Source organism: Faecalicatena contorta, assembly GCF_022835095.1.
In the GTDB taxonomy this organism is placed as follows: domain Bacteria; phylum Bacillota; class Clostridia; order Lachnospirales; family Lachnospiraceae; genus Faecalicatena; species Faecalicatena contorta.
On sequence record NZ_BQNQ01000001.1, the window covers coordinates 3,938,737 to 3,962,151 of the forward strand.

Below are 23,415 nucleotides of genomic sequence, written 5' to 3' on the forward strand. Positions count from 1 at the left end.
TGCACTTTCGGTTTTGTTACTATGAAATCAGCTCTATCTTTATAAACGTTTAACCTGGGGGATTCTATGAAATTTTTAAAACAAAAGAGGCCATATTCTATTAAGAAATTTTTATATAGATACTTTCTGTTATTGTTTCTGTGCACTTCCGCAGTGCTGATCTTTTACTGTGTCGTTTTTATGAAGTCTTACTCCGACCAAATGTCCTCCAATGCAGCTGCCAGGATCGACTACTATTCCAGTTCCCTGGAAACTGAAATGAAAAAATGCACCTCCTTTGAGCAGAAGTTATGTTACTCGGACAGTTCATTTCAATTATTAACAATAAAAAATTTAAAGGATACCGATAAGGTTATCCTCCACTATAATGTCACCGAGATGCTGAAACGGCAGGTCGCCCCCTATGAATGTATCTTCATTTTCGATAAAGAAAGACGGGTATCCACCTATGCGGCAGGAGAATCCTTTTCTTCTAATGGGACACAATACATCTACCAGTTGAAGGATCATTTAAGAGATTATTGGTTAAATGAAAACCAGACAAGTTATAATAAATGGATCGTTTTCCAGGATACGCACCACACTGTTTTAATGAAGGCACTTAAAGTCAGAGATGTATACGTATGTACCACGATTGATCTGGAAAATTTTGACCTTCTGACGTATAATGAATCAGAGGACAATCCGGTTCAGTTCGGTTTTTTTAATAATACGGAAATTCTTACAAACCAGATAAGTGTCACTGAGGCAGGAATGGATTTGACAAATCTGACGTATCCTAAAAACCCGTTTTTTTCTAATTATTACATAATGACTACACCCATAGAGGAAACCGACATCAGCATGTTTTGTCTGGTCTATTCCGACTATATGGGGGATTTTGCCAAGGTATCCATTCTCGTATTCGTCCTGGCAGCGCTCGTGACCTGTATCATTATCGTTTATACATTTTATTCCTTTCATAAAATACTGCTGTACCCATTGGATCAGATCAATGCAGCAACAAAACATTTAGAACAGAACGATCCGGCCTCATTTTTATCCGACAGCCACAGCAATATTATCGAATACCAGAATATTAATAACGCACTGTCAAACCTGATCGAACAAAAGATCACTTTAACCAATGAAAAACAGGCGGAAGCCTTTGAAAAAGACCATGCACGCCTGCAGTATTACCAAATGCAGACCCGCTCCCATTTTTTTATCAACTGCCTGAAAAGCTTATACAATATGCTGGAAAGCAAAGAATACGAAAAAATGCAGCGGATGATCATCGCTTTCTCAAATCATCTCCGCTACATTTTCCATGACAACTTAAAACTTGTCACTTTACAGTCTGAGCTGGCGGAGGTAAACGACTATTACAATATCATTTTGCTGGACCGTGTCAGCCCGTTTATCCTGAATACACAGGTTGACGAAACATTGCTTCCTTACCGGGTGCCGTCGCTGATCATTCAGACGTTTCTGGAAAACACAGCCAAATACAACAGGGAATCCGGCAGCCTGCTCATCTTTGACATAAAGATAGAACGCGCTGAGCTGAACGGGAAGCCGGTTATGCAGATTATGCTGAGCGACAACGGAACCGGATATGACCAGGAGACACTTGACCGTCTCAACAGCTCGGAAAATGATCTGTTTGCCAGAAAGCACGTGGGAATTTCGAATTTGAAGCGCAGAATTGCTCTCATTTATAAAACAGATTATCAGTTTGCTTTCTATAATAAACCTGCCGGGGGCGCTTGCGGATTACTTTATCTGCCGCTCATAGAAGCGCCGCAGTTTTAGGCATCTGCCGGCAGAAGCCACCTGCAGCTGCCAGGCATGCCCTGGCCCGGACACTCAGAGTGCTCACTCATACAAAGGGGAGAAATCATGAATCTTTTAATCGTAGACGACCAGATCTCCGTACTGGATGGAATCCTTAAGGGGGTGGATTTTGCATCCCTTAAGATCGAAAACGTTTATACAGCAACCAATGTTTCAGACGCAAAAGATATCATCAAATCCAACGATATCCAGATCCTCTTGTCGGATATCGAGATGCCGGGGGAAAACGGCCTTTCATTAAATCGATGGATCGCCGAGAATTATCCGGTTATTGTCAGAATCCTCCTGACTTCCCATGCATCTTTCGATTACGTAAAAGAAAGCATGAAACTCGGATGTTTTGACTATATTGTGCAGCCGGCCCCCTACCACGAGATTGAAGATGTCCTTATGAGAGCCGTCTCCAAAATTCTCACCAGGCAGCAGCTCTCTGATTACTATAATTTCGAGGTGCTCAGCAATATCGTCCTGAATTTATTTTCTTCCAATCCGTCAAATAAGGAGCAGTCGCTGGTTTCCTTGAACCAGATGGGGTATATGATAAAAAATGAATCGAATGTGCAGGCCATTATTATTGATATTTATTCCTACACCGATTCTGTGGAACAGTCGCTTTCCGACTCCTCGATCTCGGTCATTCTGATGGAACATGCACTTAGAAACTTTGCCAAGCCTGACATTTACCCGCTAATCTGTCTGAACCGGTATAAGCAGTTTGTTCTCCTTATGTACTGTAACGGAGATTCTCTCACCACTCTTGCGCCCGATATGTACAGCTCCTACTATGAGGATATCTGCGGCAAGATCAGTTCCGAATTGGCCTGCTACGTTACGCCCCGCAGCCAGGTGGCTGCGATTAGGGATATCATATTACCCGGACATCAGCGGGCAGTAAATAATGTCTCCCGAAAACCGGGCCTGTATTTTTCTGACGAGGATATGCCCGTCCCTGAAAGTACGAGCCTTTCGGAAAATGTAGTACGGTGGGAGCGCCTTTTAGAGAATAATCAGTTTATATTTCTGGAAGACAATATCGATTCCTTTTTAGATTACAATACCTCTCTGAACAGATTCAACCTGGAGACACTTTCAGAATTCCACCAGGAATTAACCAAGCTGTTCTTTATTTATTCCTATAAACGGAAAATTGATATCATGAGCCTGTTTTCCGAAGAATACAGCTACAACGATTATATGAGCTGTTTTAAAGATATCCGGTCGCTGAAGACGGGAATCAGTTTCCTTATCACCGCCATATCAAACGCTTCCTGTGAAGATGACTCTAAAGATACCGTCCAGCGCGCCATTGATTATATCCTGGAAAATCTTTCGAAAGACATATCAGTGAAGGATGTGGCCGACTATGTATGTTTCAGTCCGGAATATTTTTCAAAATTGTTTAAGAAAGAAACCGGCGAAAATGTAAAGAATTATATACTCCGGATCAAAGTGGATGCCGCAAAAGACCTGCTGAGGAATCCCAATATTCCTGTCAGTATGGTTGCCGCAGAGCTGGGATACAGCAATTTTTCCCATTTTACTCAAATGTTTAAAAAACATGAAAATATGACTCCAAGCGAATACAGGAAACAGTTTTTAAAACATATTTAGTATGGAGCAATGGAAACGAAATACAGGAATGGTAACAGTTCAGGCCCGCCAGCACTGTTACCCAGAATGCGAAAGGGATTTTAATGATGAAATACAAACATATTATCTTTGATTTTGGAAATGTAATTGTAACGTTTGGAGAAAAGCAGCTTATCGGACCTTTCTGTCCGTCCCCGGAAGATTCTGCTATAATGAAACAGGCAATTTTTCATGCCTGGGACGACCTGGATCGCGGCACCATAGACTATGAAGAGTATATGGAACACGCCGCATCTCTGGCCCCTGAACGCCTGCGTCCAAATATCCGGCAGTTTGCCCGCGAATGGTGTCTGCACCTGACCCCATTAGAAGAAACATGGGAATTAATTCATGATCTGAAAAAGAAAGGATTTTCTCTATACATATTGTCAAACGCCTCCGCACATTTCGCCGCACACGCCGATTACTATGAGATTACGAAGGAATTCGATGGAATTGTATTCTCCGCCCCGGTTCAGATGATGAAGCCGGAACCGGATATATACCGGTATCTGTTCGAGACCTATCATCTGAATCCTGAGGAATGCTTCTTCCTGGATGATAAAGAAGAGAATGTCAGAAGCGGCAATGCTTTTGGTATGGACGGAATTGTGTTTACCGGTAATGTTGCCGAGGTCAGAAAGATTCTGGAAGTATAGATGCGCCAGATATGCCCTGCCCTGCAACCCACCAGGCTTACAGGTTATTGTGAAGCAGCTCGAGCACTGTGCGCAGATCCTCTGCCTTCATCTGCCCCGGTGCCGAAGCCTTCCCCGCAGATCCAAAAGTCAGAGCCGAACCGAATACTTCCCCGCACAGGCGGCTGATCACACCGGCGCCGGCCATAGACATCGTAATAATCGGCCGGTCTGCATGTACAGACACCATCTCTTCCGTAGCTGCCAGAAGTGTCAGCACGTCTTTTTTATTCCGGGGCATAACAGCGATCTTGGGGATATCTGCTCCCAGTGCCTGCATCCTGCATAGTCTGGATACAATTTCCTCTTTCTCCGGCGTTTTCTGAAAATCATGATTGGAAGCAATCACTTTCACGCCGTGCCCATGGGCCGTTTTTACCACCCGTTTCACTGCCTCATCCCCTGTAAAGATTTCTACATCTACCAGATCTACATATCCAGTCTCTGCAGCTTTTATATTCAGTTCTGCATATGTATCCGCTGCTACCTGCTTTTCTCCGCCCTCTTTGGCGGTGCGGAAGGTGAAAAGAAGCGGGGTCTCTCCGAGAACTTTCCTAAGTTCTTTCAACGTCTCTTCTGCTTTCGAAAAATCGAAAATATCCTCGTACCAGTCTGCCCGCCATTCCACGACATCGGCGTTGATCCGCACGATGTCGGCGGCAGAGCTTAAAATCCCTGCCCTGGTTACTTCTACTATTGGCACACAGATTTTCGGGATTCCGCTGCCTATCTCAACATTTCTGATTTTTACTGTGTTCATAGGTATTCTCCTTTTACATATATTGATCTTATCAGCAGTCTTCAGGCCCATATAATAGTCCGGAAGTCTAGCCTATTTACAACTTTTTCTACCAGTTTACCATAAGGCAGACCTATAAACAACGAGAATCGGGATTTAGTCGGCAAGCTTTAGCCTTGTCGACGGACGGGGACGCTTCATGACAGGGAGGCCGGGAAGGCGCTGGGGCTGTATATGCCGTTGCAATATGCACCCATGCTGCTAAGTGTTTCTAGAACAGCCGATGCCGGATAGACGGGTACGCTGAACACATCACGGGAAATCTGATGATTTCCCGCGCTGGGTTCAGCAAAAACTTGATTTGGAGATCAAGTTTTTCCCCGCCTATCCGGCATCGGCTGTTCAAGAATCACTAAGCGCACTCCAGCATATCGCAACGGCATATACAGCCCCAGCACCTCCCCGGCCTCCCTGTCATAAAGCTGGCTCATCCAATCGGCAGGAAAGCTCGCCAACCGGGTGGGATCCCGGACCAGGGCAGCGGATGTGGATTGGCTATGCGTATCTTTTCATCTTCAAGATGTGTATTGAGTTATTTTGATACTGAAACCGTATCCCATCGCTTATGTAAACCTACTGGCGACATAGAAGTCCCGCCAATTCAATACCATACGCTGCCCCCGCTTGAGGCATCTCCTTAGAAACGAGCTTTTTCCTGCCGGTTGGATGCGCCAGCTCCATGAAGGGATAGCCGAAAGCCTCCCGGAGAACATCCATGTCCTTTCAAAAACGCTCAAAGCGGACCTTAGAAATTCTTGGTGGGAAACAGCCCTGAAAATGGAGAGATTTTTGGATTCCGAATCCAAAAATCAGCTGACCCAGAGCGAGAAATCATCGGATTTCTCGTGATGTGTCAGTGGTGCTCCATTTTCAGGGCTGTTTCCCGCCTAGAATTTCTTAGGTCTGCGGCCGCGTTTTTGAAAGGACATGGATGTTCTCCGGGAGGTTTTCGGCTATCCCTTTATGGAGCGCCCCCATCCGCGCCGAGACTAAAGCTCGTCGCTAAATCCCGATTTTTTTGAAAACAGGAATTTCTTCCAAAGGAGCATTGACAGTTATCAGCTGTCCCCCCTGATATGTCTCTCCGCTCCAGGCATGTTCCCAGCTGCATCCTGCAGGCAGATACAGCTCTCTCTGACGCACCTCTTCATAAAGTACAGGCGCGACCAGCAGGCGGCTGCCAAACATATAAGCGTCTTCCACACTCCACGCCTTTTTGTCCTCCGGAAACTCATAGAACAGAGGACGCATAACCGGGGTTCCTTTTTCGTGTGCTTCCTGCATAAGTTTTTTTAGATAAGGCTTCATGTTCTCCCGGTACTGCAGATATTTTTTCAGAATCTCATACACCTCTTCCCCATAAGACCAGACTTCATTGTCAGCGCCGGATACGCATGCCCCGCCTCCAATCTGTGCCATTGGTTCTTTGTGCGGCTCGCGGTCGCCATGCAGCCTCATGACAGGGCAGAAGGTGCCGTACTGGAACCATCTAACAAATAATTCACGGAATTTCCCGTCATCCGGATTCCCTCCGTGAAATCCTCCGATGTCCGTTGTCCACCAGGGAATTCCGGCGATTCCCATGTTCAATCCTGCCGTAAGCTGGTTCCTCATACTTTCATAACTGGAATGGATATCCCCTGACCATACCAGTGCGCCATACCTTTGCGAGCCAGCCCATGCACATCTGAGTAGATTTACGATCTCTTTCTGTCCTGCATCCTTCATACCGTCAAAAAAGGTTTTCGCATACATAAGCGGATAGATATTCCCGACCTGGATGTTGGGCCCCAGGCTGTACCGGTACTGTTCAAAATCATAGACGGTGTATTCCGGCTCGGCCTCGTCCAGCCAGAATATACGGATTCCTTTCTCGTAATAATTCTGCTTCACCTTGCCCCATACATATTCCCGTGCGCCTGGGTTCGTGGCATCATAATGCAGGGTATTCCCCTGAAAGTCCATGGCAATCTGAATCCCCCGCTCTGTATGGATCAAAAAGCCGTTCTCTTTCATCTCAGCGAAGTTTTCGCTGCGGTAATCTACCTGGGGCCAGATGGATACCATCAGCTCGATGCCCATAGATTTTAATTCCTCTACCATAGCGTCCGGATCGGGCCAATATTCATCGTCAAAACGGTAGTCTCCCTGATAAGGCCAGTGGAAATAATCAACCACGATCACCGAGATCGGCAGATTCCTCCGCTTATACTCCCGTGCCACTCCCAGCAGCTCCTCCTGGGTGCAGTAACGCAATTTGCTCTGCCAGAACCCCAGCCCATATTCCGGCATTTTGGGAACCGTCCCGGTGACTGATGCATAATTTTCTTCTATTTCTGCAGGTGTATCACCTGCCGTCACCCAATAATCTATCTTTTTCGAAGACTCTGCCTCCCATGTGGTCTTATTTCTGCCAAAAACCACTCTCCCGACTGCCGGATTATTCCACAAGAATCCATAGCCCAGAGAGGAAATCATAAATGGCACGCTTGCCTGTGAATTACGGTGTGCCAGTTCCAGATCCGTTCCCTTCAGATTCAGGAAGGGCTGCTGATACTGGCCCATACCAAAGATTTTCTCTTCTGGATCCAGTGATTCGAAGCTTACAATTAACTTATAATCGCTTCCCTGCAAAGGCTTATAAGCCCTGCCTTCGATTTCAAGCGCGCTGCATTTGGAATCAAATACATCCCTGCGGTTCCTTACGTATTCTTCCAAAAGCAGTTTTCCCGCATTGTTATAGATCCGCAGCTTTCCCGCATGATTGATGGATGCTGTAATTTTCCCGTTACGTATGGTGCCTTCCGTCTCTGAGATATTTATTTCGCACCACGATTCTTTCTGTTTCAGAAGTGCCCAGTCTTCTTTGGGCATCTCATATAACCTGGCTGCACGCACCCTCAGCGAATCTTTCCCCCAGGCTTCCACCCGCACAGTCTCCGAATCATAACGAAATTCCAGGGCTCCCCCTACACACTTTAATCTTTCCATCTGATTTCCTCCTCAGAGTTAATTCTTATTTTCTATATTAAGGAACCAAAGTGGACAAGCCCGCTTCAACTCCTCATTCACACACCGGCTTTGCATTATTCCTCATGGCCTTCCCCGCGCAGAATCGTCTCCACATACTGTTCCCTGTACTTCTTCGGGGACATACCCATGACTTCCCGAAAGATATTGCAGAAATATTTATCATTATCATATCCGGTTACCGCTGCAATCTCATAAACCTTTAAATCTGTCTTTCGGAGTAAAACACAGGCATGTTCAATTTTCACCTTTTTTACAAAAGCCATAAACGTGATTTTCATCTCTTCATGAAATATCCTGCTTAAATACTCCGGCGACACACGCAGGTTATCAGCCGCATCGCTCAGCCGGCACCTTGCGCTTATATTCTTCCTCACGTAGTTCACCGCATTGCGCACCATGGATTTTTTCGTATCGATATCAGCAAGCAGCTCCTCTACCGCTGCAACTTTCACCGCCTGCTTCACCTCCCTGGGTACAGAATACCCGCCAAGGGTTGTGTATGCCTTATTTACCGCACGCTCGATATCCCCATAAGATACCGGCTTTAAAATATAACCTTTAATCCCCAGCTCTATCGCTTCCTGGGCATAGTGGAATTCACCGTAACCGCTGATAATCACATAGTTTACCTGCATTTTTTTTGATTGAAGGCTGCGAATCATATCCAGACCGGACATCCCCGGCATTTTAATATCTACAAATGCCAGATCCGGCAGCTGCTTTAAAACCAGCGCTCTGCCCTCATCCCCATTCGCTGCTTCCCCCACCACCTGGATACCAGGATCTGCCTGTCTGAGAAGGCGGATAATCAGCTGTCTGGCCTTATCTTCATCCTCAATAACTACCACTCTCAAATCTGTCCCCCCATCCTTACAGCGCCGGAAGCTTTAACGTTACGGTTGTCCCTCTGCCGCCTTTGCTCCCGATACTAAAAATAAACGCCGCTCCATAATACAGCCTCATCCGGTAGCAGGTATTCGCCATCCCCAATCCCAGATTTTCAGGGCTGTTTTCCAGGGCAATCCCTTCCCTTATCTTGTGCAGAATGTCTTCCTCGATCCCGTTCCCATTATCTGAAATGGTGATCACCAGCCCCGATTCCGCCTCCTTAGAGCAAATAACGGTAATGAGCCCGCCTTTGCTTTTTCTGTCAAAACCATGGATAATTGCATTCTCCACAAAGGGCTGCAACAGCAGTTTGCGTATTTTTTTCTCTTCAATCTCCGGGTCTACATCAATCTCAAAATCAAAACGCCCGTCAAAGCGGCTCCTCTGCAGAAACAAATACTGTTCCAGCCAGACAATCTCCTGCTTTACCGTAACAAGTTCATACCTGTTTTCTGTCATATAACGCAGGACATTGGCAAATACCTTCAGCAGATCACTTGTTTCATAGTCCTCATGCTCTATTGCCGTGTAATTAATGGAATTCAGTGTATTATAGATAAAGTGTGAGTTGATCTCAAGCTCCAGCGCCTTGATCTCCGCATCCTTCTGTTTTTTGAGGCCGGTCAGTTTTTCTTCGTTTTGCTCCTGAATTTTTCTTTTTTGGAGGACAATCTGATCCACCATTTTATTATAACCGGCAAAAAGGGAGTTCAGTTCGGCATTGCCGGCGGACGGCAGTGACGTATATTCACCTTTTTTGCGTATCTTAGACATGGCTCCTTCCAGAAGGCGCAGGGCCTTCATCCTGCGGCGGATAAATATATTAACTAATAGAATTGTCAAAAGAAATAATACCGATACAACCGAAAAAGCCGCAAGTGTTGACCCTCTGATATCTTTTCTGATTTTATCCGTATCCACGGCATAGGCAAGATGCCAGTTCGTCCAGTGCACTTCGTCTTCGTGTGTTTTATCAACTTGCAGATTATCGATAAATTCCAGGTTTTCATTATCCGCAAAAAGGCTGCCGCCCGTGGTTTGAAGGATATAGGACGTGTATCCCCCTTCTGAACTTTCTAAGATGGACTCTATTGTCTCCGGATACATGAGCATAACAAGGCTTCCATAGCACTCCTTGGTCTTATAATTATAAATTTTCTGGGACAGCCCCAGACACATCTTGCTGTGATACTCCAGCTTAGCAGTCACCAGCTCCTGGTTGTCCATCCCTTCATTTCCCAGCCGTATCAAATCTTCGTAAAACATCTTATTATTTTTAGTAACAATAATCTGCTGCCCTGCCGGAAGACGGATTGTGAGATATCCTGACTCATCTTTTCGCATCAAAAACATGAGGGCCACCTCATTGTTGGTAGGAGTTGAATATCCTTCTAATAAAGAAAATATCCGATTGCTGTTGCTTTTTACATCCCTGGTAACATCCTCGATCTCTGCCCAGATACTTCCGTCAATGACCGCCTTGTAATAAGGCTCCATATAGCGCTGCATATAATTGGACAGATGTTCCGATTTATCCACCATATTCTCAGATGCGGCCAGCGTTGTATGCCGGATCATATCCTGCCCGTGATAGATGTTCAGTGCAAGCAGAATCATAATAACCGGCAGATATGTAAATACCGTAAGCAGAATTTGAATCTGCGTGCTCAGCTGTGCCGCCCTGTACTTTTTCAGCAGTCTTTGTACTGTTGCGATAATTATGCATACCCTTTCTCTGCGATATTTTTTGCGGCATGAATCCATTTTTGGATACGCTCCGGCTTGTGCTGTACCGTAACTGTATCCTTCAGAATCATTTCCACAACACAGCTGCCGGCTATTTCCATAGTCTTTTGAATATCGCGTTCAGCCATCTCTCCGTCAAAACCCTGGGTGACCACTGTCGGAGCTGGCTTCCATGAGTATATGTACCGATCCGAAAGAGCACTGGCCGCTGCCTCCCTGTCCGTCCACGGATTTACCGACACGCGTCTTAAATTCTTAATACGCCTCTTTATTATATCAAATTTATCCGTCATTGGCTCGCAGCATCCATAACAACTCCATCCAAATCTTTCCAGCAGAGGCTGATGGTATGCAGTTGCGAATTCCTCATACATGTCCGGCGATACACCGGCAAGCTCCTGGGCATCTGAAAACCCCCAGCTGTTCGAATACAATGCCCTGTCCGCTTCCTGCCCCCGCATATATCCGATACCACCGGAACCAATATAGTCATTTCCGGTATTTGTATCCAGAAGATAAGGTTCCATCACGTCTAAGAGCTCCAGTGCAGCATCTTTCATAAAGTCCAGCACCTTATGAAGCCACTCAGGCTGGTCATACAGATCATAAAAAATTTGTTCCGTGCCTCTCATCTCGATAAACTGCCTCAGAAGGCTTGTGTCCGGCGCCAGGTATCCGCAGTGCCGCACTTCGATCAGATCTCCGATTACTTCCTGTATCAGATAAAGATTCCTTGCCGATGCTTCTCTATGAAGAAAAAACTCCGGTTTGAAAAACTTTTGAAAATCTTCCATATGTTCCAGAAGTATTTTCTTCTGATGTATCCCCTCTCCGGTATCTTTCATATCCATATGAATAAAAGAAGCTCCGCCTTTCATAAACGGTGTGATCTCATATACCAGCGGCACTTCTATCACCGGCTCTATTACAAAATCATCGTTAAAATGTTCATACCTGTAACAGAGGCGGCGCAGCATCCATTCGTATGCCCGGTAGAATTCATCTCTGCACACCATATCGTCCCACGGCAGAATCTCAAGCCAGGCCCCTTCCGGAAACACGAGCACCATAGGCCTTACCCTCTGCAGACTGTTATGTGCATACCACAGCTCTCTTTTCTTATCCTGTTTCGCGTCCTGGGCGTAATGCTGTACCTTTGAGGCAAGTTCCCGAAGCACATTCTTTTCCCTGTCGTTTAAACCGGTTTTCGGTGCTTCTGTATAGATGATTCTGGGGTCTATATATTCGATCAATTTCTTCACCTACTCCTTTACTGCGCCCGCCGTCAGCCCGGACACTATATACTTCTGCATCAAAATGAAAATAATTACAATCGGAATAATCAGGCAGACTCCAAATGCCAGAATACTGTTCCACTGTGTCCCGTATTTTGTCTGAAAATTATTAATCATAGTCGTCATCGGCCAGAGCGAGGAGTCGGAAATAAACGCCATAGAATATACCAGGTCATTCCACGCAAAAATAAAAGAAAAAACCGCCGCCGTCGCAAGGCCCGGCCGGGCAACAGGCACCATGATCCTGGCAAAAGCGCCCAGCATCGTACAACCGTCCACTCTAGCTGCCTCTTCCACCGATTTCGGAAGGGATGCAAAAAACGGCCGCATAAGAATGACGATAAATGGAATTGATAAAGTGGCCGTGGACAGAATCGGGGCTATCCTGGTGTTAATGATGTGCAGCCTGGTATACAGCAGAAACAATGGGGTCAGAAGTAAAGCCGGCGGCAGCATCTGGGTTACAAGGAAACCAAGTATCATAGGCTTTCGGGCCTTTGATTTAAAACGCGCCAGCCCATAGGCTGCCGGGATTGCTAAAACAATTGCAATCAGCATGGAAGAAACCGCGATTACAAGACTATTCCTTAATGCCGGAAACAGGCTGCTTTCAAACTGGTCTATGTAAGCCTGCGCCGTCGGGGTTTCCGGTAAAAAAGTGGGAGGGAACCTGAAGATTTCCACATCTTTTTTAAAAGAACACATCACCATCCAGATGACGGGCGACAGGAATAAAATCACCAGCAGAACTGCTCCCACATTGATTCCTAAATTTTTAATTCTGCCTTTTCTCATCACTCAATCACCTCATCATCATTGACAAATCTCAGATAAATGACTCCTACAATAAACAATAGTATAAACATAAAGTTAGCCACCACCGACGCCTGGCTGAAATTGAACTCACGAAATCCGAGTTTATAGGCATAGGTCGACAGCATTTCCGTGGCATTTACGGGGCCGCCCCCTGTCATCACCTGAACCAGGTCGAATACCTTGAACGTGTATATCACTCCCAGAATCAAGATAGAATACATGGTTGGCCTGAGCATGGGAAGTGTAATATGGAGAAACCGCTGAATCCTTCCCGCTCCGTCGATGGAAGCACTCTCCAGCACATTTTCCGGTATGTTTGCGAGACCTGTTGAGAGAAGTACCATATCAAACGGAATCCCTACCCAGCAATTGGCAGCAATGATGCACCAGATGGCAGTCCTCTCACTTGTCAGCCATTCGACCGGACTATGTACCACCCCCATCTGCTGCAGGATAAAATTCAGGATTCCACTGTCTGTCTGAAAGATAAACTTAAATAAAATCCCTGTCACTGTCATTGGAATCAGCCAGCTGACCAGCAAAAGGCTTTTGGAAAGCTTTGCCATGCAGAACTTTCTGCTAAGCAGCATGGCAAAAGCAAATCCGATCACAAATTGGATGACAGTACAAACGACGGTAAACAATACGGTGTTATAGGCAGCCGTCCAGATAACGCCTTTATCCAGAAGTTCTTTGATTGTATCAAGCCCCACGAACTGATGGTTCATAAAATTTCTGGTTGACATGTTTCTGAACATCAGATAGAAGTTATAAAGAATCGGATAGACTGCTATGATCCCCATATAAATACAGGCTGGCCCTGCAAAGCAGAATAAATACCTTGTATTTTTCGTTATAATTGTACGTTTTCCTGTCCCTTTTTTCATTTTTCCACCAGTCCGTCAATGGCTGCCTGGGCATCTGCACAGGCATTCTCCGCTGTTTTTTGTCCTGTCATTGTCTCCTGCAAAGCCGTATAAATTGCCGTAGAAATCTCCGGCCAGCTTACATCCGGCCCCAGTACTGCCGCATAGTTCAACTGGTCAAAGAATACCTGCAGAACCGGGTCGTCCGCCCAATCCGAATACTTATCTACCGCATCTTTTCTAGGTGGCAGCTTGCCCACTGCATGATCCCAGTCGGCCAGTGTATCCTTGTCCATCATAAACTCCATGACCGGCCAGATCTTCTCTACATCCGCTCCCTTGACGATAGAGAATCCTTCTCCGCCAAGGGCAGACGCCTGTTCCTTATCAATCGGTATCGGTGCACATTTCCAGTTCTTATCCGGTACATTTCCCTCCAGTGTAGGTACCTGCCATGGCCCGTTGATCATCATGGCCGCATTCCCCTGCATAAACTGCTGGCATACATCTGCCTGTGACCAGTTAATCACCTCTGAACTCATAGAGCCCGCATCAATCATATTCTTTAAAAACTGCATAGAGGATATTGCCTCATCGCTTCCCATTGAATACATATCGGCTCCGCTGGAATACAGGAACGGAAAGTACTGGAAAGTCCCCTCGTCATTATTCACAAGTGAAAGTGCAAATCCATACTGGCTGCCCTGGGTCAGCGCCTTCGCTGCCGACGCCAGCTCATCCCAGGTTTTGGGTACTTCTACGCCGGCTGCCTTTAACTGATCCTCGTCATAATACAGCGCCAGACAGTTGGAATTATAAGGCAGTCCATACAGCTTTCCTTCAATCGTTGTTGTATTCAGGGATGTTTCATAAAAATTCTCCGTCTCGCCCCATGTCTCCACCTGATCCGTAATATCCTGCAGCATCCCCATTTCCACATAGCTGGCCGTATCACAGTTATTAATCATCGTCAGATCAGGCAGTTCCCCTGAAACCATCCCCAGGGTATACTGTTTATTCAAATCCCCATAAGGGTACTGCACAATTTTAAAACGGTACCCGTTCTCTTCCCCCCACTTATTCATAATATCTGTAAAATATTCATGCTCCAGGTCTTCAAAATACTCCCAGATCTCCACCTCAACAATCTCTCCATCCCCCTCAGAGGCTGTCCCATTAACCTCCTGGGTACCCTCCCCTTCTTTCGCCGGCTCCTCAGCCGCTCCTTTCCCACACCCGGCCAGCAAACACAAAGTCATCATTACTGCAAGAATCATACTCATTACTTTTTTCATAGCTTTTCGCCTCCTTTTATTACATTATATTTCATAAACTTTTCCTTTTTAATTATAACATTTTGATAAAAGTGCACTATTTTGTTATTTTAAAATATATTCGTCTTGTAGTGAGAACAGCAATGCCTTTTAGACTGATAATTTTGCACTGTTTGCGCAGAGAAAGCACCTCTTTGTGATAGAATCTTTTGCCAAAGATTCATGCACACAAAGAAAGGTGCTTTCTATGATTTACAATATACAACATTTTATTGAAAAAACTTATTGATCGGGAAGCGGCCGGCAGCCGTACATCCTGCTTCTCACTGAAGCCCCTCCAGCCCAAATCTCCCGCTTACATAAGCTGCGTCTCCTCCAGTTTCTCTGAGAATGCAGTGTTAAGTTTTATAACTGGCTTTCTCAGCACCAGCCCCAGCATAAGTGATGCCGCCAGGAAAATCCCCAGTATCCCCAGTTCTCTCCAATACGTCATCCCATAAGCCCCGCCGATGCACTCACGCATGGCGGTCATACTATGGGTAAACGGAAGCAGCGGATAAACCTTCTGGAAAAATGCCGGTGCCACTTCAATTGGAAAGGTCCCGCCTGATCCTGCCACCTGCATAACCAGAAGCACAACGCAGACTGCTTTCCCGATATCTCCGAAGGACACGGTCAGGGTATATATGATATTTACATACACAATGCTGGTAATCCAGCCGGCCAGCAGAAACAGGAACGGATGCTCACACTGGATCTGCAGATAGTAAAGATCTCCCAGGCAGATAAGCCCGCTCTGAAACAGTCCCGCCAGCAGGAATAGGATATACCGCCCAAAATAGACTTGATAATTCTTTACACGCTTCAGTCCGTTCAGTGAATTTGGAGATACGGTAACCTTGAGCATTGCAACCAGTACGATGCCGCCCACCCAGATCGCCAGGGTGGAGTAAAACGGCGCCATGGAAGAACCGTAATTCTCTATGGGATACAGCTTGGTTGTCTCCAGTTCTACCGGAGAGGCAAGGAAGGCGCTGATGCTTTCTTTATTCCCGCCTACGATCTGTTCCAGCGTCTGAAAATCGCCGCTGCTCTGCGCCTGATTCAGCTTCCAGACCGTTTCCGTCAGCCGTGAGGCCGCCTTATCCAGCAGGGAACCGGACGTGTCCAGCGTTTCTTTTATCTGTGACAGGTCTGACGAAGCAGAACCGGATAAAGTGTAGATACCATCGGCACTCTCATCCAACTGTTTCAGAAGCCCGGATATACTGCTCCGGGTATCTCCCAGAGAGGCATAGAGGCCGTCCAGATTCTGTTTAACCTGTTCTTCATACTCACTCTGAACCTTTGACAGGTTCTGTGCATTCTGCTCAAGGAGGGCGTCCAGTTCTTCCTCCGAAGCAAGAGCTTCCTCCGGCTTGTTCCGGATCGTCTCCGCCGCTTTGCTCAGCTTATCATAAAGAGACTGCTGAACAGCTATCGATTCATTCAGTTTTCCCACAACACTGCCAATAGCAGGGGCAATTACCGCATGTTCCGCTCCAAGTGCCTGCAGGGCATCCCGCAGGTTCGTATAGGATTGTATGATGGCACTGATCTTTTCAGAAAACAGATCCAGAGTGGCTGCGGTTGCAGCCGCATCCGATGACAGGGAATCCAGTCCCCCATGAATCGTTTCCCCCATCTGTTGATAAAAACCTGCGCTGTCCGCCAGGGCCTGATTCATGCCTTCTGCTGCACCTGATATGGCTCCCTGCATATCTGAAAATGAGCTTTCTTTCTCTTTCAGCGCACTCAGAGTGCTGTCTGAATGCTCTCTGGACTGTTTTAAAAACCCTGATGTGGTATCCAGCATCTGCTGTGTAGACACCACCATGGAAGAAAATGCCTGGATTGTACCCGCGGCCGCGCTTAAATCGGCGGAAGTCCTTTCCAGGTTCGTTATCAGTGTGGCGGCAATTGATTCTGCGCCCTCCTGTTCTGCCGTATCTGCTACAGCCTGCATGGCCGTAATGGCCGTGTCGGATATGGTTTCAATAAACACTTCCTTTACCTGTGTCTGCACGGCGCTGGCACCCTTGTCCGTGACCTTGGGCGCTATCGCATTTTCCTTGGCATTGGAATAATAAGTGATCTCAGGGTTCGTAACTGCGCCTGAGAAGAGGCTCATCATATTCCTGCTGAAATCTTCCGGGATCACAATTGCAGCGTAATATTTACCGGATTTCACACCGTCTACTGCTTTGGCGCTGCTTGTAAAAGTCCAGTCCAGCTGTGTATTTTCCCGCAGCGCGGAGAGAACATTCTCTCCCAGATTGAGTGAAACCGGGACCAGCTCCCCCTCATACCCTTCATCCACACTTGCCACCGCAACTTTAAGGTTTCCCGTATTCTCATAGGGATCCCAGCTGGCGGCAATGTTAAACCATGCATACAGAGCCGGAACCACAACAATTCCAAGAACTACGATCAGAGCGATGACATTTTTATAGCACCGCTTCACATCCTGTCTGAAGATGCTCCATATATTCTTCATCACTCGTCCCTCCCTTTCATTGCATCCAGAAGCTCTTCCTGTGTCAGTGAGCCCAGCTCAATCTGCCGCTGCAGTCGGTCGTGGATGTATTCCTGACAGATCAGATAAACCGCGATTACAATAATTGATACAATCCATAGAACCAGAAAGACAATCTTCGACTCTATGCTGAACATCAGGATCAAAAAGACCGCCGGAAGGATCAGAATCGCTAAAAAGCCATTACGGATCCGTTTCTTATAGCCTGCTTCAAATGCAGCGGCTTTTGCAACCAGCTCTTCCCGCATGGTCTGATCCCGAAGCAGTGTCCTGACTGCCAGGGAGAAGGGCGTCTTTCCCCCATTTCCGTCCGAAGTTTCGCAGAGCATCAAGTCTGTCTCTCCGAGCTTTCTGTCAAACAGATCATTCAGATTCACCAGCAGCCTTCGCAGTCCAAGCCCGATCAGCAGGGCTGCCGGCAGATACACCGCCAGATGGAGCAGGCTGCCCCAGAAGGCATTTCCATACATTCCTGCAATCGCCTCTCTCATTGCATTGATTCCATAAGTAAAGGGAAGCAGAGGGTGCAGCTTTTGGAAGAACGGCGGCGTCATCTCAATCGGATATGTACCCGCAGATCCCGGAATCTGCAGAATTACCAGTATGATACAAAGCGCCTTCCCAATATGCTTCAGCGCACTTGACAGGGCATAGATCAGGTTCACATACACAAAGGAGCAGAACATTCCCGTGAGTACAAAGGCAGCGGGATGGAGGCACTGCACCTTCAAAAGCCACAGGTCCCCCAGACATACGATCAGCCCCTGGATAAGGCCGATCGCAGCAAAGAGAAGCCATCTGCCGAAGTATGCCTCGGATGTAGAGAAATGCCTGACACCACCGCCTCTGTCAACTTCCATTTTAAGAATCGCAATTAATACAATTCCGCCTACCCAGAGCGCCAGATTTGTGTAAAAAGGAGTCATGGAAGAACCGTAATTCTTTACACTGTACAGAGTTTCACTTCGAATGTTCACCGGCGATGCCATAAACTCTGCAATGGAGTCCGCGTCCAGCCCCTCCAGTGAAAGAAATTGCTGATAAGCCTCCGAACTCTGCAATGTCTGCAGATCCGTCACAATCCGGTCCATCTGCCCCTTCAAAGAGGATACAGAATCCCCGGTCCTGCCCAGCGCCTTAGAACTGTCCTCAAGGCTTGTGCCTAGCTGGGACAGGATTTCCTCCAACTGGTCTGTGGAGGCCGATACGCCAGACAGCGCAGCGGACATTTCCCCGCCCAGGGCAGAAAAAGTATCCATTGACTCATTCAGCTGGGGCAGAAGCGTCTGGTCAAAGTTCGTACGGTAATCCCGCAGCGACTGCCGGCTCTGAGATACCAGCGTTTCCAGCTGCTCCTTGGTGCTTTGCGCGGTGTCCATTGCATTTCCCATACTGGCATTGCTCTGGCTCAATGAGTCCAGAAGAGTTTGAAACTCCTCATTCTGCGCCTGCAGCTCAGCAATACGTCCGGAAACAGCCTCCTTAAGCGCATCCGGCAGATCCGCATTGATTTCCTCCAGCTTTTCCAGAATACTGCTGTTTGTATCCACCAGATTCTGTACCGAATCAATTCCATCTTTCACTGCCCCGTTCACCGTGTCCGCCTGATTCTTAAGGGAACTCAGGCTGTCGGATGCCGAGCCGTAAATATTGTTAAGCCAGTTCTCCCCGTCCGATAGGCTGCCGGAAAATGCAGAAGAAAATTCCCCAATACTGCCTCGTCCGCTGCTCAGTACAGAAGCAGTATCCGACAATGTGTCCGAACCCGCTGACGCAGCCGATTTCACACTGTCCAGCACTTCCTGCGTATTGCTGATCTGCCCGGAACTATCTCCGACCGTGTCCTGAAAATTCTTCAGCACAGTCTGATACTGCCCCAGATTCTGCTGAATCTCAGACAGCATAGACATCACTTCCGTATTCATACTGCCCATATCCCCGGAAAGCCGGGTGACCGAGCTTTGGATCAGTTTTGAAATCGTCTCTGCCGCCACAGAGGAAAAAGTGTCGTTGATCTCCTGCTGCACGGTGCCTGCCCCCGTGTCTGTGATCTTAGGAGCGATCGCATTTTTCTTTTCATTAATATAGTAATCCAGCCGGGGCTTTACCGGATACCCCGAGATAATGCTCAGAAGCGAACTGCTGAAATCCTCCGGTATCACGATAGCCGCATAATACTTTCCTGACTTCACCCCTTCCACAGCCTGGGATTCCTCCACGAATGTCCACCCCAGCTGATCATTTTCCCTCAGATTCTCCTCAATACGATCCCCCGCATTCAGGGTAATCAGTTCATTTTCCGCTTCCGTATCATGATTGGCCACAGCCACCTTAATCCCCTGCGTATTGCTGTATGGATCCATATTAGCGGCAATATTAAACCACGCATACAAAGACGGCAGGACACAAACGCCTGCCATCACAATCACGGCGACCCGGTTATGTACAAGACGCCCAAGATCCCTTTTGAATATCCGAAATGCTTTTTTCATAATGAATGCCCTCCTGCATATATCGGGTTAAGTATAACAAAAACAAACCAGGAAAACAACACAAAAATGACGATTGGTCATATTTTTTATAAGTTTCGGATGAAGGTGGATGAAAGGACGCCTGACATAGAACGGGACGGGGGGCTGGCTCATCCAACCGGCAGGAAATCTCATTCCCCCCGTGGGGATTCCCGGACGGGTGCGTCGGATGGATATAGATGATAGGAAATATTTTTGTGCAGTAAATTACTAGGTCTATATAAACACCCCAAAGAGGCAAGATACACACAGGCGATCCCCATCCGCTGCCCTCGTCCACAAATCCCCCCATGAATAAACAATACCTGCCGATTGAAAGAGCCAGCTCTATGTCAGGGATGCCGGGAAGGCGCTGGGGCTGTATATGCCGCTTTGTTATGCACCCGTGCTGCTAACTGCTTCTAAAAAAACCGATGCCGGATATGCGGGTACGGAGAACACATCACGGGAAATCATCAGATTTCCCGTGATGTGTTCTCCGTACCCGCATATCCGGCATCGGTTTTTTTAGAAGCAGTTAGCAGCACGGGTGCATAACAAAGCGGCATATACAGCCCCAGCGCCTTCCCGGCATCCCTGACATAGAGCGTCCCCCTGCCACCATGCATCCTCTGGTAAATTCATCAAAGATTCCGCACCTTAAATTCCCGCTGCGCCTCTCGTTTCTGATCTTTCTTCGCAATATCTTCCCGCTTGTCATACATCTTTTTCCCCTTAGCCAGCCCGATCTCTACTTTTACCAGACTGTCGCTGAAGTACACTCTGAGCGGTACAAGGGTGTTGCCTTGTTCTTTCATCTTTCCAAACAGCTTATTTATTTCGTTTTTATGGAGAAGAAGCTTTCTTACCCTGAGAGGGTCCTTATTGAAGATATTGCCTTTCTCGTACGGGCTGATGTGCATGCCATAAATAAAGATTTCCCCGTTTTCGATGCGGATGAATGCTTCCTTGATGCTGCACTGGCCCATACGCAGGGACTTTACCTCTGTCCCGTGCAGGACAATTCCGGCCTCGTACTTCTCCAGTATAAAATAGTCATGATATGCTTTTTTGTTGTTGGCAATCAGTCTGCCTTCCGTTTTTGCCATGGCACTACTCCCTCTATAAATCCTCTGCTTCACAGAATTCAAAATCAATGGTTCGCTGCAGGCGGTCTGCATCCAGTACCCTCACCCGCACCTTTTGTCCCAGTTTATATACCTTCCGGGTATGCTCTCCCACCAGTTCATACTGCTCTTCCCGGTAATCATAGTGGTCATCCCGCATATTTGTCACATGGACCAGTCCTTCTATTGTATTCTCCAGTTCTACATAAGCGCCCCATTTTGTAAGCCCTGATATGACGCCGTCGAACTCTTCTCCGATTCGGTCCCTCATATATTCCACTTTTTTCAGTTTCACTGTCTCACGCTCCGCTTCCTCTGCGCGGCGTTCGCATTCGCTGGACTGTCTGGCCACTTCCGGAAGAATCGTATTGTAATGCTCTTCCCGCTGCGCATCCATCCTGCCCCGGATATTCTCTTTGATAATCCGGTGAATCTGCAGATCCGGATACCGCCGGATCGGGGAAGTAAAGTGGGTATAATATTTTGCTGCCAGGCCAAAGTGGCCGGTGTTCTCGGGCGTATACTTTGCCTGCTTCATCGAGCGCAGAGCCAGACGGCTGATCAGCGGCTCCTGCGGCGTTCCTTCTACTTTTCCAAGGAGTTTCTGAACCTCCTTGGGCCTGATCTCACTGTTTCCCACATGGATGTGATAACCGAAATTATTGATAAAAGTACTCAGTTTCCGGATCTTTTCTTCATCCGGCTGTTCGTGGGTACGGTACAGGAAAGGCAGCTCTCTCCAGAAATACTCTTCTGCAACGGTTTCGTTTGCCATCAGCATAAAATCTTCGATGAGCTTTGTTGCCACATTCCGGTCATAGGGTTTGATGTCGACTGGTTTCCCATTTTCATCCAGGATCATCTTGGTCTCCGGGAAATCAAAGTCAATAGACCCCCGCTTTCTGCGTTTCTCACGCAGTACGCCTGAAAGTTCCGCCATCAGAAGAAACATCGGCACGAGCTCCTTGTATTTGCTGCTTTCCCCGCCATCTAATATGGACGCTTCCTGCTCCTTTAGTATCTTCGCCACACTTGTATAGCTCATGCGCTCATCGACCCGGATCACAGTCTCTGCGATCTCGTGATCAACTACTTCTCCGTTTTCATTGATGGTCATAATGCAGCTGAGCGCCAGCCTGTTTTCTCCTGCGTTCAGGGAACAGATTCCGTTGGACAGCTTATGGGGCAGCATGGGGATGACTCTGTCTGCCAGATAGACGCTTGTCCCCCGTTTCAAGGCCTCCCTGTCCAGGGCGCTTTTCTCCTGAACGTAATTCGAAACATCGGCGATGTGGACGCCAAGCCGGTAAAAATCCCCTTCTTTTGTAAGGGAAACCGCATCATCCAGATCCTTTGCATCTTCTCCGTCAATGGTCACCATCTGCCAGCCCCGCAGATCCATTCTGCCGGCCATATCAGCCTCGCTTACTTCTTTTCCCACACGCTCTGCCTGATTCAGCACCCGCTCTGGGAACTCCACGGGCAGGTCATATCCTTTCACAATGGACATAATATCTGTCCCCGGGTCATTAATGTGTCCTATAATTTCAACAACACGGCCCTCCGGCTTCATGTCCTGGCCGCCGTAGGAGGTCAGTTCTACCACCACCTTGTGTCCGGTCATGGCTCCTTTGTCTTTTCCCTCAGGAATATAAATATCATTCAGGACACGCTGGCTGTCCGGGCGCACAAATCCAAAGCTTTTGCATTTTTCATACAGGCCGACTACTTTCGTCGTTCCATGCGAAAGAATACGCACAATCCTGCCTTCTTTTCGCTTTCCGTCCGCTCCAAGCCTGCTGTCCGCTTCCTTCGTGACCACGAACTCCACCTGATCGCCCTGGAACGCGCCTCCAATGTTCTCCTCAGGAATAAAGATATCCTCTTCTTCCCCTTCCTGTATCACAAACCCGAATCCCCGGGCATTGGCCTGAAATACACCGGTCAGGCGCCTGGCCTCTCCCTTCGTATATTTTCCTTTTTTGGACACATGGATCTTTCCTTCTTCCTCCAGTGAGTCCAGCACTTCCTTCAGCTCACTGCGCTGCTCTTTGGGGATCTGAAGGACAATCGCTATCTCCTTGATCTTCATCGGTACATACATATCGTCACAGATAAAATCGTAAATGACTTTTTTTCTTTTTTCAAAATTCTGGTTCATATTCTCACCTTCTTTCTATTACTTTGGAACTTTTCTATAAAACAAAGTGGGCAAGTCCACTCCAACTTATATATCAAAGTATGCAAGCCTCTCACTCATGAGAGGCTTGCACACTTTGGCGCTGCCGCGATACCGCCTTGCGGCTATATACTTTATCGCGGC

General features: G+C 47.3%; 15 protein-coding genes. 3 read left to right on the forward strand and 12 right to left on the reverse strand.

Annotated elements, in window-relative coordinates; all coding sequences use genetic code 11:
- Positions 1-180: 180 nt before the first annotated feature.
- From MWG26_RS17635 to MWG26_RS17645, 3 genes are all read left to right on the forward strand, one after another.
- Positions 181-1,794 carry a sensor histidine kinase gene (locus MWG26_RS17635; RefSeq protein WP_244062761.1) on the forward strand — a complete coding sequence of 538 codons (1,614 nt, stop codon included), beginning with the start codon at positions 181-183 and terminating at the stop codon, positions 1,792-1,794.
- 87 nt (positions 1,795-1,881) lie between these two features.
- Complete coding sequence (locus MWG26_RS17640; protein WP_181969612.1) at positions 1,882-3,447, forward strand: response regulator transcription factor; 1,566 nt, start codon at positions 1,882-1,884, stop codon at positions 3,445-3,447.
- Positions 3,448-3,533: 86 nt separating this feature from the next.
- Positions 3,534-4,124 carry an HAD family hydrolase gene (locus MWG26_RS17645; RefSeq protein ID WP_025656407.1) on the forward strand — a complete coding sequence of 197 codons (591 nt, stop codon included), beginning with the start codon at positions 3,534-3,536 and terminating at the stop codon, positions 4,122-4,124.
- 37 nt (positions 4,125-4,161) lie between these two features.
- Here MWG26_RS17645 and aroD read toward each other — a convergent pair whose 3' ends face one another.
- The 12 genes from aroD to rnr form a co-directional block, all read right to left on the reverse strand.
- The gene (aroD, locus tag MWG26_RS17650) at positions 4,162-4,923 is read right to left on the reverse strand and encodes a type I 3-dehydroquinate dehydratase (RefSeq protein WP_025656406.1); all 762 of its coding nucleotides are present in this window, start codon (positions 4,921-4,923) and stop codon (positions 4,162-4,164) included.
- 1,041 nt (positions 4,924-5,964) lie between these two features.
- Complete coding sequence (locus tag MWG26_RS17655; RefSeq protein ID WP_117441318.1) at positions 5,965-7,953, reverse strand: glycoside hydrolase family 31 protein; 1,989 nt, start codon at positions 7,951-7,953, stop codon at positions 5,965-5,967.
- Positions 7,954-8,048: 95 nt separating this feature from the next.
- Positions 8,049-8,843 (reverse strand): response regulator transcription factor, encoded by a 795-nt coding sequence (locus MWG26_RS17660; protein ID WP_240285875.1) that lies wholly within the window; start codon positions 8,841-8,843, stop codon positions 8,049-8,051.
- Between the two features lie 22 nt (positions 8,844-8,865).
- A complete protein-coding gene (locus MWG26_RS17665; protein ID WP_025656404.1) occupies positions 8,866-10,647 on the reverse strand; it encodes a sensor histidine kinase in 1,782 nt (593 codons plus the stop codon).
- Positions 10,602-11,891: a uroporphyrinogen decarboxylase/cobalamine-independent methonine synthase family protein gene (locus MWG26_RS17670; protein WP_025656403.1), complete on the reverse strand. Its 1,290-nt coding sequence runs from the start codon at positions 11,889-11,891 to the stop codon at positions 10,602-10,604. The genes MWG26_RS17665 and MWG26_RS17670 overlap by 46 nt, the downstream gene beginning before the upstream one ends.
- Positions 11,892-12,719, reverse strand: coding sequence for a carbohydrate ABC transporter permease (locus MWG26_RS17675; protein WP_025656402.1), 828 nt, complete (start codon positions 12,717-12,719; stop codon positions 11,892-11,894).
- A complete protein-coding gene (locus MWG26_RS17680) occupies positions 12,719-13,627 on the reverse strand; it encodes a carbohydrate ABC transporter permease (protein ID WP_025656401.1) in 909 nt (302 codons plus the stop codon). The genes MWG26_RS17675 and MWG26_RS17680 overlap by 1 nt, the downstream gene beginning before the upstream one ends.
- On the reverse strand, positions 13,624-14,901 hold the full coding sequence (locus MWG26_RS17685) for a sugar ABC transporter substrate-binding protein (RefSeq protein ID WP_025656400.1): 1,278 nt from the start codon (positions 14,899-14,901) through the stop codon (positions 13,624-13,626). The genes MWG26_RS17680 and MWG26_RS17685 overlap by 4 nt, the downstream gene beginning before the upstream one ends.
- 334 nt (positions 14,902-15,235) lie before the next feature.
- The gene (locus tag MWG26_RS17690; RefSeq protein WP_025656399.1) at positions 15,236-17,416 is read right to left on the reverse strand and encodes a YhgE/Pip domain-containing protein; all 2,181 of its coding nucleotides are present in this window, start codon (positions 17,414-17,416) and stop codon (positions 15,236-15,238) included.
- Positions 17,416-19,947, reverse strand: a complete 2,532-nt coding sequence (locus MWG26_RS17695; protein ID WP_117441317.1) for a YhgE/Pip family protein — start codon at positions 19,945-19,947, stop codon at positions 17,416-17,418. Before MWG26_RS17695 ends, MWG26_RS17690 begins: the two co-directional genes overlap by 1 nt.
- A gap of 662 nt (positions 19,948-20,609) precedes the next feature.
- Entirely contained in the window at positions 20,610-21,074 is a 465-nt protein-coding gene (gene smpB / locus MWG26_RS17700) for an SsrA-binding protein SmpB (protein ID WP_025656398.1), read from the reverse strand.
- A 13-nt stretch (positions 21,075-21,087) separates the two neighbouring features.
- Positions 21,088-23,253, reverse strand: coding sequence for a ribonuclease R (gene rnr, locus MWG26_RS17705; RefSeq protein WP_117441085.1), 2,166 nt, complete (start codon positions 23,251-23,253; stop codon positions 21,088-21,090).
- Positions 23,254-23,415: the final 162 nt, after the last annotated feature.